The organism is Bradyrhizobium sp. 195, from assembly GCF_023101665.1.
Lineage (GTDB): Bacteria > Pseudomonadota > Alphaproteobacteria > Rhizobiales > Xanthobacteraceae > Bradyrhizobium.
Map to the genome: position 1 here is coordinate 1,178,050 of NZ_CP082161.1, position 13,749 is coordinate 1,191,798.

Below are 13,749 nucleotides of genomic sequence, written 5' to 3' on the forward strand. Positions count from 1 at the left end.
CACGATAGTCTCTAGCATCTGGAGTTTAGGTTGCGGGCGTTGATGTTGCTGCACCGGGATCCCGACAGGCTCATGCAATCCGTGATCGCAAGCCCCGCCGTGCGGGAATGGAGGGGGTTGATCGAGCATCGTGATAGGGTGGTTCGTAAGGCCGGGCGCCTGCAAGGCGCGGTACAGTTGAACTATGGAACAGGGACGGCAGCATGAGCAACATCGCCCGTGACAGTGACATCGTCGAGCTGACGGACGCCCCCTTCTTTGATTATGGTGACAACGTGCGGGCCAACCGCACCATCCGTAACGACGGCACCTATGTGGGCAAGGAGATCGGTGAGGTTCTGGTCAAGAAAGGCGAGCTTGGCTATGTCGTCTCGATCGGCACGTTCCTGCAACAATTTTATATCTATGGAGTCGAATTCCTCGGCTCCGGCAATCGCGTCGGCATGAAATGCAAGGAGCTCGATCTAGTCACGCCAAGCCACGAAGGCGAGGAGCCGTTCTTGCCAGGAGCGGCACCCCGATGATCGAACCAAGATCGCCAAAATACCGGTCAGGCCAACGTGTCAAGGCGGCAATCGATCTGCTCAACGACGGTTCCTTTCCCGGCGCGTCGGCGGAAGAGTGTCTGGTCAGCGTCGGGTACATTGGTGAGATCGTCCAGGTCGGTCGCCATACGGAAGCGAACCTACCCATTTATATGGTCGACTTCGGCAAGCACTTGGTGATTGGCTGCCTCGAGGCAGAAATCTCTGCAGTCTAGGATATCGCGCAATGAACGCCGCAATCATCAGACGACATCATTCCGGATTGCCTGCGCATCCCAACGAGCTCGACCGGTGGCGGATCGTGCGCGCGCTGACGAAGCGCGAGCACTACCGATATGTCTCGCCAAAGGTGACAGCGGTTGCTGGCGGCTATCTGGTCGAGAGCCCGTGCTGCTCAGGCAATATCAATGCGGAGGGCGGCCTCGTCGACGTCGCGCTGCTGCACCACGATAGGACTGGGGCGGCATGGCAGCTGCTCCGCAAAGATCACCGCAAGGGCGTCTGGGAGTGGCATTCGACCCATCAACGGCTTGGCTTGGCGACAGCGGTTCTGAACGCCGACCCTGAACGTTTGTTCTGGCAATAAGGATTGTGGAGATGGTGCTAAGGCGACTTGACGGAGATCGAGCAGACGCTCGCCGCTATTGATATAGCCTCTGAGCCCTGCCTGATGCTCCGGCAGAAAGTTCCACATCTTGCCTTCTTGCGAGGCGTCCGACATGACGCAGAGTCCGTTCCGCCGGCTTGGAAAGTTCGACCTGCATCTGCTCGACAGTGGAGGTCACTGTGTACAGATCACGAATGATCCACACCGCGCCGCCGGCATTGCTGGCCAAGCGCTCTGGCAAGTCATGATCAAGCAATCGTCTTCCGGTGCCAAGCTCACACAGGACGGCTAGGCCCGCGGGTTGCTTGCCATGCCGTAGTGCCCGGCCCGGGAAATATCACGATCAGGTCGCTCGCTCGTTCATCGGGTCCATGAGGCGGGGGCAGGCATGGTCTCGCAGAAATGTCCGCTGAAGGCGGAATTGCCTGTGTATCTCAACGCGGCTTATTAAACCAAGGATACTGCGGTAGATCAAATTTGGATGAGCGAACCGTGCTCGATCAGCTGACGAGGAGTAACGGTCAGGCATTGCAAGAGTTGCCTTTGTGAGTACTCGCCCTTAAGTCCGCAGGACTTCAGAAAATAGGAGAAGACGTTTGCTCTTCGCGCGGTAACGCCGTGCACTCGCCGTGAAGGCCGGTTGATGATGCGCGCGCAAGTAAGGCAGTGCGACTGTCCCGGCCGATCCGTGCTACTCCATCAATAGTATTGGCCCCTGGACATATCATTACTACGAAATTGATGAGTGAAGGCGGCGCATTCAAGCAAGAAGCGCTTTTCGAGTTGTTTTTCGAAGACGCATCGAGCGTCCCCTCTCTATGGCTTGCTTCCATGTTGAAGGGGCTGACGTGCACGTCGAAAATCGGGTTTGTCACGCGGATAAAGATCCAGAGGACAGAGGACAAATTCGCGTGTAGTTCCAGCTCTTATCTCGAAGAGAAAAATCGCTTGAGCGGTTGTCGACGACCATTGATGTGGTAATGGGAAGCAGTTGCGTGTTCGCCAAAAACAAGGCGCTACAGGCAAATGTGCAAAGCGAAATCGGAGAACACGTGGCAAAAAGCACCAAGCGCAAAGAGTATAGTAAGGATGACGTCAAGCTGCTCAAAGAGCACTCAAAGGCCCGCACCCCTGTAGCTAGGGTTTCAAAGCTTATGAAGCGATCCGAGGGCTCTCTAAGACAGAAAGCACGTACCTTGGGGATTGGCTTGGGTCACCAGCGCTGAGATACGCGTGAATGTTCGGAAATTGACCGGCGTGATGATCGGACGGCCAGGCGGCTTACGACCGCCGGGCCATCTGATCGTTTCAGGTCCCTGCGCTCGAGGGGCAGCTCGCGCGATGAACGAGCTGACCGGTTTGCCGATAGACCAGTCAATGGCCTAAACCTCGTCGATTGTCATGGTTTCAATTCAGGGACTGATAAAGCCGACTCGTTCGTCTCACTGTGCGGCTTACATCGTGAATATAGATTTACCGAGCCCGGAAATACGGTTCGCGAGCGTGCCGGCGGATCATCATCTCGGCCGGTAGACATCATTCGGCGCTGAGCCATCTCCCTCTGCGTCCATACTTCTCGAGGCGCGGCGACTGGAACCTAGTTGCCCCAAGAGGGAGCTTGGCACCATTTTTCCGAGTCCGGCGGCCGGCATCGTCGGCCTACAGCATTAGCGGCCTGCGGCTGACGCAGATCGCTCTGATGATGCTGCCGGCCGGCAAGCCGCAGAAAGAAGGGAATAGCCGCGGTCCGGGCTACGGCGACAACATAGGAAGTCCGGCAGGAGATGTGCGTACAGCAGGCGCAGAAGCGTACAAGTATTTTGTATGTTTATGCGAAGCCGCGCCGGCATCCTCTTGTATGCGCGATCTGTTGTGAGGTGAGCAAAGCGGTGGTGAACATTGTTCATCGCTATCATCGGGACCGTCGATTTCGCCGCCGCGATTGCCGCGCGCGGACAGCGCGGCGGCCGCGGCAGACTCCATGGCGGCAATGAGAATTGAATTGCGGGCCGCACTCGCTAGCAGCAGCCCGCATTTGCGGTAAGATCGTCTCATCTGGTATCCGACAAACGATTGAATCTGACGTCCTTCGAATGCGGGAGCTGCTCCTTGCTGCACTTTCGATATGTTGGCTCAGGCAATTTTGAGCGTGTCGCCGCCGATTTCGCGGTTGCAAGGGCAGAGCTCATCAGTCTGTATCGCATCCAGAACGCGTAACGTGTCCGTCGGGCTGCGGCCGACATTGAGGCTTGTCGCATAGACATGCTGGATCGTGTTCTCAGGATCGACGATGAAGGTGTAGCGATGCGCGATGCCATCTCGCGATCGCACGCCAAGGCCATCGACCAGTGCGCCCTTGGTGTCGGCAAACTGCCAGATCGATAGACGGTGCAGATCCTTGTGCTCACGCCGCCAGGCGAGCTTGCAGAACTCGTTATCGGTCGAGCCACCAAGCACGACTGCATCGCGATCGGCGAAATGCTTGGACAGGCGAGCAAACTCAGCGATTTCGGTTGGGCAGACGAATGTGAAATCCTTCGGGTAAAAGAAGATGACTTTCCATTTTCCGGGGAAACTCCTCTCAGTCAGCGTCTCGAAGGCGCTCTGCCCGTTCTCCTCTTGCAGGTGAAAGCCGGGCTTCACGCCTGTGATGTCGAAGGGCGGCAACTTACTTCCAATTCCAGGCATATTGTCCTCACAACATCGCGTCACACGGAAACAGCGTTCCGGGACTGGCAAAGCAAGCGATATGCCACCCGATCTGACGGCAAGTACCCATCATGCCGGTCGTGGAACATTCGCCTTTAATGATGGCGGTGTCCTCGAAGCCCATCTGCACCGTGTGGTCTCCTCAATTGCCTCGAGCTTACGGCCCGGCATTCCCCGTTCCGCGCTCTTTCGCCCGAGACTCGTAGTGGAATCCACGCGTCGGGCGTTGTCGGGTTTGTCTCAGAGCTCTTGCCGCTGTCGGGTCCGCCACAGCATCCAGTCTCGGACACTGCGCTATTAGTCGAGCCTAGTCAGATGCTTAACGCGCTTGCGAACGAATGGCACGCCAGTTGCTAACTGGATGCAGCAACAACGAGTGAGGGCTGAGGGCACGCCGACGCCGATGGCGAGCGATGGCCTCCTTCCCGAAACCCGTGTGCCCACGTTTCTGAGAGAGAAACAGCCTCGCGCGTTCCGCGCGAAAAATTGGCAATCGGTTGATGGAGAGCAACATGTCTTCGCTGAGACAAATCGCGTTTTATGGCAAGGGTGGCATCGGTAAATCGACAACGTCGCAAAATACGCTGGCGGCTCTTGCTGAGCTGGGTCAAAGGATTCTCATCGTCGGCTGTGATCCCAAAGCGGACTCGACTCGCCTCATCCTGCACGCCAAAGCGCAGGACACCATTCTGAGTCTGGCGGCGAATGCCGGCAGCGTTGAGGACCTCGAAATCGAGGACGTCATCAAGCTCGGCTACAAGGACATTCGATGCGTCGAGTCCGGCGGTCCAGAGCCGGGGGTCGGGTGCGCCGGAAGAGGCGTGATCACTTCGATCAACTTTCTGGAGGAGAATGGCGCCTATGAGGACATCGACTACGTCTCTTACGACGTGCTCGGCGACGTTGTCTGCGGTGGCTTCGCGATGCCTATCCGCGAGAACAAGGCACAGGAAATCTACATCGTGATGTCCGGCGAGATGATGGCGATGTATGCCGCCAACAACATCTCCAAGGGTATTCTGAAGTATGCGAATTCCGGCGGCGTGCGCCTCGGCGGCCTGATCTGCAACGAGCGGCAGACCGACAAGGAGCTGGAGCTGGCAGATGCTCTTGCCAAGAAGCTCGGCAGCCGGCTGATCTACTTCGTGCCACGAGACAACGTCGTGCAGCACGCGGAGCTGCGCCGCATGACTGTGCTGGAATACGCGCCAGAGTCCAAGCAGGCGGATCACTATCGCAATCTCGCGACCAAGATCCACAATAATGCGGGACAAGGCGCCATCCCGACGCCAATCAGCATGGACGAGCTCGAGGATATGCTCATGGAGCACGGCATCATCAAGCCTGTCGACGAGAGCCTGGTCGGCAAGACCGCCGCCGAGCTCGCCGCTGTTTCGGCATAGTTCATGTTGTCGGCCTTCTCGACCGGGGAAGGCCGACATCGTCCACTCAGAAGCTGGGGGACCTTCATGATTGGCACACAAAGCAAATTGGCCGATACGATGTCATCTCCTGTATCAGCAGCTCACATCGCCGAGCAGCGCGATGCAAGTGAGCTCTACGGGCTTCTGACCGGGCGCCATCCAACAGAAGTCGACATCAGCGACGATGACGATTTCGATCGCCATGTGCTCGCTTGCGTTCTCGCCGCATCCGCTATGGATGGCGGCCAACTTCCCGAACGGGCTGGCTTGACTAACCAGGAGCTCGATGCGCTCTTGGTGCAATACTTCCCATCCACCCCGGTCAGGAGTTGTACCTGGCGCGAACAGTCCGCGTTACCGGCTCCTGACGAGACGATTATGGTGCGCGACCTCCTGCTTGCGCAACGTTCCACTCATGGCGAGGTCGGCGGCTGGCTCGCGACGATGATCGCGCGGCGCGCCATGGAGCCTAATCACCTGTGGGAAGATCTCGGTCTGCGGGAGCGGGACGAATTGTCCCGCCTCCTGATGCGCCATTTCGGGCCGCTGGCGGCTCGCAACACCAAGAACATGCGCTGGAAGCGCTTCTTCTATCGCACGCTATGCGAAGATGACGGTCTGGTGATGTGTACCACGCCAGTCTGCACGGAATGCAATGATTTTGATCTTTGCTTCGGCGAGGAGAGCGGGAAGAGCCGGATGGCCGGACGCCGGCGGGATCATCTGCGTCGTCTCGATGACTCAGTCCAAGCCATCCCAAGTTCGCAAGACTGAGCTCATAATGGATGCCCCCTCCTCGGCGCGAGTCCCGGTGTATCGGACGACCTTTCGGCCAGCTGCCACATGACGAGACTGAGGGTTTGAAAAGACACCGGGGTAAACAACTTTGCGCAGGCGGCCTAAGCAGGACGCGGCGGCGCCTAATGATCGCGGCTTGATAACTGGCGGAGGCGACCGTCACATTTGCCGCCGAGATGTTCTATGTTGACGCGCGATCGACGCCAACATCCGCCTCTCGATCGCGCCCCGCTGAACTTGTTTACGAACACTGACTTGTGGTTGGACCGAACCCGATGGCTCAAAACTCTTCTTCGATAAGCGCCGGAATGCACGCGCCTTCCCCGAAGTGCTGCAGCTTGAGGTGATGCCCGAACCGTTGGCCGGCTAGCAAGCTTCCAAGCTCGCCGCGTGCCTTCAGCTCGGTGGCAAGCGCACCGAACCTGGCGCTCCGCCGTTTCCACCCTGTCGGATTTGCGACACACCCGACTAATCTGAAATTCGGCGTCATTCACAGGTTCTTGGGAATTCGAGCGGGTTGGCACAGCAGTTGCTGAACAGCTTCCGGAATAAACATACGGAGCCGCTGATGGCGTTCGCCGCCGCAACCACCGGGCCCGACAAAGATCGGTCGAGGTCCATAGTCCTTAATGACACCACCTTGCGCGACGGCGAACAGACACCCGGCGTGGCCTTCACGACACCGGAAAAGGTCTCGATCGCGCGTGCGCTGGCCGCGACCGGAGTCACGGAGATCGAGGCCGGAACGCCGGCGATGGGTCAGGAAGAGATTACCGCGATCCGAGCGGTCGCCGAAGCGGGCCTTGCGGCCACGATCATCGGCTGGTGCCGGATGAAACCCGCGGACGTCGATGCGGCGATCGAGGCCGGTGTTTCGATGGTCAGCCTTTCGATTCCATCGTCCGACGTGCAGATTGCGGCGAAACTCGGTGGCGGCCGCTTGGCCGCGCTGGAGCGGGTGAAGCGCGTCATGGCCTATGCTCGCACCAAGGGACTGGATGTTGCGGTGGGTGGCGAAGACTCCTCGCGTGCCGATGTCAACTTCCTGATCGACCTGATCGCAATCGCCAAGGCGGCCGGCGCGCGGCGCTTTCGTGTCGCAGATACGCTGAGCGTGCTCGATCCCGACGCGTCCTTCGCGCTCGTGGCCGCACTGCGCGCCAGCACCGATCTCGAGCTCGAATTCCACGGCCATGACGATCTTGGGCTGGCGACGGCTAATACGCTGGTGCCGATCAAGGCCGCTGCGACGTACGCCTCTGTGACGGTCATTGGACTGGGCGAGCGAGCCGGCAATGCGCCGCTGGAGGAAGTTGCCGTCGCAGTTAGGCAGCTCTACGGCCGTGATACCGGCGTGCTGCTATCCGAACTGGAAAAACTCGCGGCCGCCGCTACAGCCGCAGCGTGCCGCACCATTGCGCTCAACAAGGCGATTGTCGGCGAGCATGTCTTTACCCATGAATCCGGCATCCACGTCGATGGGCTGGTAAAAGACCGGCCCACCTATCCAAGCGCTGGACCCGGGGTTGCTCGGCCCCTCCCACCGCATTGTGATCGGCAAGCATTCAGGCCTTGCCGCTATCACTTCGCTCTTGTCCGAGTTGCAGCTTTCGGTCACCGCCGAGCAAACCGAAACCATTCTCGCGCACGTCAGGAAGCATGCCATCGAGCACAAAGGCCCGGTTTCCCAGGAAACGGTGGTGGCGATCTGGCGCGACATTCACGAGAGATCGCTCGTCAACCGAGCGCGATCGGGTGGTCAGCCATGCGCATCGCGCGATCAGGTTGGAACATTCGAGCCAGGACGGTTTCTCGGCGCGGATCTAATGGAGGTTGAGAATGACGACGGACGGGATCCTTTCGCAATTGAACAAGGCCTCGGCGGCAGAGGAGTTTTTTGCACTGCTCGGCGTCGAGTACGATGCGAAAATCATCGACGTAGCGCGCCTTCATATTCTGCGTCGCATGGGGCAATATCTCGCGGGCGAGGAGCTTACCGGTGCATCCGATTCTGACATCGCCTCGCGTTGCAAGGCCACGCTTGAGCGCGCCTATGCCGACTTCGTCACGTCCTCGCCGATCGAACAGCGCGTGTTCAAGGTCCTGAAGGATGCGGCCGCACCACAACCGAACAAGCATCCAGCATTGGTGCAGCTCGGTTCTTTGGAGTGAATTGAGTTTGTATCTCGTGCTCCGGAGCGTGAAGGTTCAGAGAACCTGCGAACCACCCAGGGCGTCGAATTAAAATGGAAGTTGCAGTTACGGCCTCGCGGATCCGCAGCTTGGACACTCGGCTCCTTAAGGTAATCACGGCTCAGCCCGGATATTTCCGTCGTTTCAAGCTGGTGCCCATGGTGCACCTATCTCCTGCAATGGTACGCCGGCAGCGGGAGCGCGGATGACTGTCTTCTGTCGCATTCCGGACACGGGTCCAGCACGGTTACCGAATGTTCCGATCCTCGTGAGAGGCTGCCAATCCGATTTCCTTGAGTAAGATTCTGTATTGGCGGTCAATTTTCATAGTATGCGCAATTGGTACGACAATTGCTGACACATGCTCAGCTAGTCTGGAGAAGCGAATGCACATCTTGGTCCGCATCGAGTTTGTTTTTGACGCCGCGCAGTTTCGCGCGCGCTGCCTGTCGGCATCATGATGCGTCGCGACGCCAAAGCGATGGTTGCATATTCCGGCCTGGCTGAGCTGAAAGCTGCGCTTGATCCGCGCCAAAGATTCGTCGACGAAATCACTCCCGTTGGCCGATCTATGGCCGAGGTTTCCCGGGGGGAGCCCTTGCTCTCCAGCGCCGGTCGCGCGGCGCCGTTGACGGGCGGCTTCACCGCCGGCCCTCGTGCCCTCGCCAAGAGTTGCGGGCGTGTCGCTGCAATCGGCAAGATTGCGAGGGCATTCGGAGTAATGGATCGCGTTTTCACCGGCAAGCTCGCGGCCGACAATGGCACCAGCCGAGCCTCTGGCAGGTCCTCGATCTGTTCCAACTCGGTTGCATCTCGAAGATGAGGGGAGACCAATCGATCGGCTCGCGTGACCGGGCGGTTGCGTGCCTCACTTGTTCCATTGCCAAATGGTGGCCCCAGAATGCCGAACCCGGAAAGAAACCCAAGCGGCGTGCTTCCGGGCTCGTCGACAAAGGTCCAGCAATGGGTGTCTCGGCCCCGCGCTGCTGCCAGGCGGTGTTGAAAAAATGGCGGCGGGCACGCGGCCGCACTCTTAACTGAAGCAATCTTCACGCGCGAATTCAAAGCTGGAGGCGGAGCACGCTTCGCTGGCGAGCCGCTACTGAACACGGATGGGAGTACAGATGATGAGCACCGCACCCAAAAGCGCCGCTCCGGCCGCGGGTGGTGGTCGCGCGGCGACCAAGAGGGAGCTGCCTGAACGATTCAAGGCGTATAAGCACGTCTGGGTCTTCGTCGAGCAGGAACGCGGGATAGTGCACCCCGTCTCCTGGGAGCTGATGGGTGCCGGCCGCCGGCTCGCCGACAAGCTCAACGTTGACCTCGCCGCGGTTGTCATCGGCCCGGTCGGGGAGACAACGCAGCAGGCAATCGCCGAATCCTTCTGCTACGGCGCCGACCTCGCCTATATCGTCGCGGATGATCTCTTGGCCGATTATCGCAATGAATCCTACACCAAGGCCCTGTCAGAGCTGGTCAATACGTACAAGCCGGAAATCCTACTCCTAGGGGCAACTACACTCGGCCGCGATCTCGCCGGCTCAGTGGCCACCACACTGCTCACCGGCCTAACTGCCGACTGCACCGAGCTCGACGTCGATGCCGACGGCTCGCTTGCAGCGACCCGGCCGACGTTTGGCGGCTCACTATTGTGCACGATCTACACACTGAACTATCGTCCACAGATGGCAACCGTCCGTTCGCGCGTGATGCCGATGCCCGAGCGCGTGACCGGCGCCGTCTGGCGCGTCATCTCGCATCCGCTCGGGCTTGTAGAGGAAGATATTGTCACGAAAGTGCTGTCGTTCCTCCCGGACCGCGATTCTACAAAGTCCAACCTTGCCTATGCCGACGTGGTCGTCGCTGGAGGGCTCGGTCTGGGATCGCCTGAGAACTTCCAACTGGTACAGCAGCTCGCGGACGTGCTTGGCGCCGAATATGGCTGTTCGCGGCCGCTGGTCCAGAAGGGCTGGGTCACCTCGGACCGACAAATCGGCCAGACCGGGAAAACCATTCGGCCAAAGCTCTATATCGCGGCCGGTATTTCCGGCGCGATCCAGCATCGCGTTGGCGTGGAGGGGGGCGACCTCATCGTTGCCATCAACACCGACAAGAACGCTCCGATCTTCGACTTCGCCCATATCGGCATCGTCACCGACGCCATTCGACTGTTGCCCGCATTGACCTCTGCATTCCGCGCGCAGCTGTCGCCGCACTCGCATGACCGCATCGCTGGCTAGGGGAGCTTTGTTATGATCGAGGAAAGATTCGACGCGATCGTCGTCGGTGCTGGCATGGGCGGGAATGCGGCAGCGCTTACCATGGCCGAGCGGGGCCTAAAAGTGCTGCAGCTGGAGCGCGGGGAGTATTCGGGGTCGAAGAACGTGCAAGGCGCCATCCTCTATGCCGATATGCTGGAGAAGCTGATCCCGAATTTCCGAGAAGATGCACCGCTTGAGCGGCATCTCGTCGAGCAACGCTTCTGGATCGTGGACGATCGTTCGCACACGGGGATTCACTATCGCTCCGATGATTTCAACGAGGAGAAGCCGAACCGCTACACCATCATCCGCGCCCAGTTCGATAAATGGTTCTCGCAGAAGGTCCGCGAGGCCGGCGCCACGGTGCTGTGCGAGACCACAGTGACCGAGCTCCTCCAAGATTCCCATGGGAGGGTCGTCGGGGTGCGCACAGACCGAGATGGGGGTGAAATCCATGCAGATGTCGTCGTGCTGGCCGAGGGGGTGAACGGAGTGCTGGGGACGGCTGCGGGCTTAAGAGGGCGGCCGAAACCGGACAAGGTCGCACTCGCGGTTAAGGAGATGCATTTCCTGTCGCGCGAGACAATCGATGCTCGCTTCAATCTCAAAGGCGACGAGGGGCTCGTCATCGAAGCCGCCGGAACCATCTCCCGCGGCATGACCGGTATGGGCTTCATCTATTCCAACAAGGAATGCATCTCGCTCGGTATCGGCTGTCTTGTTGCCGACTTCCAGCGTACCGGCGAGACACCTTACGGCCTGCTCGAGGCCTTCAAGCATCACCCGTCCGTCGCGCCGTTGATCGAGGGTTCGGAAGTAAAGGAATATTCTGCGCATTTGATCCCCGAAGGTGGATACAAGGCGATCCCGCAGCTTTGTGGTGAGGGCTGGGTCGTTGTCGGAGACGCCGCCCAGCTCAACAACGCCATCCATCGCGAGGGGTCCAATCTGGCGATGACGTCGGGCCGTATCGCCGCGGAAGCAATCTGCCTTATCAAATCGCAAAAGAATTCGATGACGGCCAAAAATCTTTCGCTTTACAAAAAACTGCTGAATGATTCCTTCGTGATCAAGGACCTGAAGAAGTACAAGGATATGCCGGCACTGATGCATACCCACTCGCAGAACTTCTTTCTCACATATCCGCAGCTCTTCTCCAGGGCGATGCAGGATTACGTGCGCGTCGACGGCACACCAAAGCTTGACAAAGAGAAGCTGATGCTGAGCTCGTTCGTCAAGGCGCGGTCGTGGAGTGGACTGTTCAGCGATGCCCTGCGCATTGCCCGGGCCTGGCGGTGATCACACACCAAAGAACAACGACGAACGACGGAGCCAGAAACAATGCCGAGCGAGCCATCCCGACGTGTCGAGGACAAACTATTCTACAACCGCTATCTCGTTGATTCCGGCCGCGCCCATATCAAGGTGCGGCCGCACACCACACCATCCTCGCGGCTCTTATCGATGCTGAAGGCCTGCCCTGCGCGGTGCTACGAGCTCAGCGATAAAGGTCATGTTGAGGTGACAGTCGACGGATGTATCGAGTGCGGCACCTGCCGGGTGATCTGCGAAGAAAGTGGTGATATCGAGTGGAGCTACCCACGTGGCGGTTACGGTGTGCTATTCAAATTTGGTTAAAGCTTGGGGTGGTAGGGGCTGATTGGCAGGCTGCGGCGTTCTCGCGATGTCAATCGAGTTCCGATCTTTCCATCTGCCGGGCGGGCCCTTGCCAGGTTCCGCTATAATATGCCCGGAGATAGCCAAAGCGAGCGGATACGAAAGAGGGCGCAACGCACTGGATTAGGTCGTCCATCTCGGATCTGTCGACCGATCCTGGTTCTCTTCCCCGATATCTGGCCGGTTTCGTCCTTCTTGGAGTTCGCGGCGATCCGCCCGCCGCCATTGCCTCGCGACGCTGCCTATCACCTACAAACGGAACGCTGAAAGCAGGACTTCGCTTCGCCATAGCCGCCGACCCGACGAACGTCCCATCGAGCGCCTTGTAGACAGACAAGCACGAGCGGACCACGAATTAGCGCTTTGTGACTCCTTCGCGCGGCCGCCGGTTGCGGGTTCGTCAGGCGGGCTGCGCGCATGCAGCACACAAATTTGCACTTTCATTCGCCTGTATCGCCGGGATATATGATCGGCCGGAGAGCATGACGATGGTTCGATTACAAAAGAGCAGGGCAGCCGCTAACGCGCGGCGAGCAGAGGCACGCCGTGAGAGTTCGGTCGACGACATCCAGGCCCGCATAGCCGAACTGAGAAGCTTGCCGCGCGAGAACCTCGCGGATGCGGTGTTCATGCTCTCGATGAATGCAAGACGGCAGGGCGAGTTGATACGCCATGCGATCGAGAAGCGCACCGAGGTCGACTTGGACATTGATCCGCCGCCGAATGCTGATTTGGCGACCTATCTCGCGAATGATGTGGTCTCGACCTTACGCCACCACGTCGCTGACCTTCCGACCTTGCTGGACCTGTTGGTTGAGCGAGCGCCTGACGTCTGCTTCACCGTCGATCGGGAGGACGCCGTTTCGCTGCTGGCCGCAATCATTCGCGAACAGCGGCTCGAAGGAGTCCTTGAAGGCCTCAGGCTCGCCGGGCTCCTGAACGAGCCAGCGAAGGATCGCCATGCCGGGATCGGTTCGGAAGCGGATTTGAGAGGAGCAGCCGAGGGCGCGTGAGTGTCCAGGGCGCTTTGAGCGACAGTCCCTGCAGATGGAATGTCCAGAGCGGATGGGGACGTCAGAAAATCTCCGCGCCTCCTTGCGAGGTCAAAACCGCGTCGAAATTCGCGGCGTAGATCCTTTGTCATCCGTTTAGTGTTTATCGCTGACGCGGAGCCGCTATGCACGCCCGGTCGCAGTCCCCGGCCGCGTCAAGCTCGGTGACCTTCACGTTAGCGAGGACGAGATCCGCATTCTGAGCTTTCATGTTCGGTTGCAGCGGGCGTTTGCGTGCTGGAGGATCATGGAACCGTTCGCTAACAGCCACGCAAGGGAAATCACGGCAGGACACGTCGACCGAGCCGCGGCGATGTGCCAAAGCGGCGAAAGGCGGTCGCTCAACTCGGTCAGGCGTCCTGGTGAAGTCGACCGTCCTTTTTTCGGTAGTCGCTGGCTGCGCCTGGGGCGGCGGGGGAAAGGCCTGGCAAGTATTCCGCGACCGAATCGAGAATTGCAGACCAACTGAGTGGCGGCCCGCTA

The 13,749-nt window shown here is 59.2% G+C and carries 14 protein-coding genes and 1 pseudogene; 14 read left to right on the forward strand and 1 reads right to left on the reverse strand.

The features are described from left to right. Nucleotides 1-203 precede the first annotated feature (203 nt). The 6 genes from IVB26_RS05505 (at nt 204) to IVB26_RS05530 (ending at nt 3,028) form a co-directional block, all read left to right on the forward strand. Nucleotides 204-524, forward strand: coding sequence for a nitrogen fixation protein NifZ (locus tag IVB26_RS05505; protein ID WP_247324242.1), 321 nt, complete (start codon nt 204-206; stop codon nt 522-524). Further along, nucleotides 521-760 carry a nitrogen fixation protein NifZ gene (locus tag IVB26_RS05510; protein ID WP_247970906.1) on the forward strand — a complete coding sequence of 80 codons (240 nt, stop codon included), beginning with the start codon at nt 521-523 and terminating at the stop codon, nt 758-760. The genes IVB26_RS05505 and IVB26_RS05510 overlap by 4 nt, the downstream gene beginning before the upstream one ends. A gap of 11 nt (nt 761-771) precedes the next feature. Further along, nucleotides 772-1,131 (forward strand): DUF3024 domain-containing protein, encoded by a 360-nt coding sequence (locus tag IVB26_RS05515; protein ID WP_247970907.1) that lies wholly within the window; start codon nt 772-774, stop codon nt 1,129-1,131. A 133-nt stretch (nt 1,132-1,264) separates the two neighbouring features. Beyond that, complete coding sequence (locus IVB26_RS05520) at nt 1,265-1,444, forward strand: hypothetical protein (protein ID WP_247970908.1); 180 nt, start codon at nt 1,265-1,267, stop codon at nt 1,442-1,444. 688 nt (nt 1,445-2,132) lie between these two features. Then, entirely contained in the window at nt 2,133-2,378 is a 246-nt protein-coding gene (locus IVB26_RS05525; RefSeq protein ID WP_247973072.1) for a hypothetical protein, read from the forward strand. 392 nt (nt 2,379-2,770) lie between these two features. Next, nucleotides 2,771-3,028 (forward strand): hypothetical protein, encoded by a 258-nt coding sequence (locus IVB26_RS05530; protein ID WP_247970909.1) that lies wholly within the window; start codon nt 2,771-2,773, stop codon nt 3,026-3,028. Nucleotides 3,029-3,285: 257 nt separating this feature from the next. Here the strand turns inward: IVB26_RS05530 and IVB26_RS05535 are convergent, their stop codons facing one another. Beyond that, on the reverse strand, nt 3,286-3,840 hold the full coding sequence (locus tag IVB26_RS05535) for a peroxiredoxin (RefSeq protein WP_247279058.1): 555 nt from the start codon (nt 3,838-3,840) through the stop codon (nt 3,286-3,288). Between the two features lie 533 nt (nt 3,841-4,373). Here IVB26_RS05535 and nifH point away from each other — a divergent pair. From nifH to IVB26_RS05575, 8 genes and pseudogenes are all read left to right on the forward strand, one after another. Continuing rightward, a complete protein-coding gene (nifH, locus tag IVB26_RS05540; protein ID WP_026233535.1) occupies nt 4,374-5,264 on the forward strand; it encodes a nitrogenase iron protein in 891 nt (296 codons plus the stop codon). A gap of 66 nt (nt 5,265-5,330) precedes the next feature. Continuing rightward, a complete protein-coding gene (locus IVB26_RS05545) occupies nt 5,331-6,059 on the forward strand; it encodes a nitrogen fixation protein NifQ (RefSeq protein WP_247970910.1) in 729 nt (242 codons plus the stop codon). A 592-nt stretch (nt 6,060-6,651) separates the two neighbouring features. Next, nucleotides 6,652-7,804: pseudogene (gene nifV / locus IVB26_RS05550) on the forward strand (homocitrate synthase); the annotation flags it as partial. Nucleotides 7,805-7,922: 118 nt separating this feature from the next. After that, nucleotides 7,923-8,255, forward strand: a complete 333-nt coding sequence (nifW, locus tag IVB26_RS05555) for a nitrogenase stabilizing/protective protein NifW (RefSeq protein ID WP_247970911.1) — start codon at nt 7,923-7,925, stop codon at nt 8,253-8,255. Nucleotides 8,256-9,400: 1,145 nt separating this feature from the next. Beyond that, nucleotides 9,401-10,516, forward strand: a complete 1,116-nt coding sequence (locus tag IVB26_RS05560) for an electron transfer flavoprotein subunit alpha/FixB family protein (RefSeq protein ID WP_458309317.1) — start codon at nt 9,401-9,403, stop codon at nt 10,514-10,516. A gap of 12 nt (nt 10,517-10,528) precedes the next feature. Beyond that, on the forward strand, nt 10,529-11,836 hold the full coding sequence (locus IVB26_RS05565) for an FAD-binding protein (RefSeq protein ID WP_247970912.1): 1,308 nt from the start codon (nt 10,529-10,531) through the stop codon (nt 11,834-11,836). A gap of 42 nt (nt 11,837-11,878) precedes the next feature. Next, nucleotides 11,879-12,175, forward strand: a complete 297-nt coding sequence (locus tag IVB26_RS05570) for a ferredoxin family protein (protein WP_247279062.1) — start codon at nt 11,879-11,881, stop codon at nt 12,173-12,175. Nucleotides 12,176-12,696: 521 nt separating this feature from the next. Further along, on the forward strand, nt 12,697-13,227 hold the full coding sequence (locus tag IVB26_RS05575; protein ID WP_247970913.1) for a hypothetical protein: 531 nt from the start codon (nt 12,697-12,699) through the stop codon (nt 13,225-13,227). Nucleotides 13,228-13,749 lie beyond the last annotated feature (522 nt).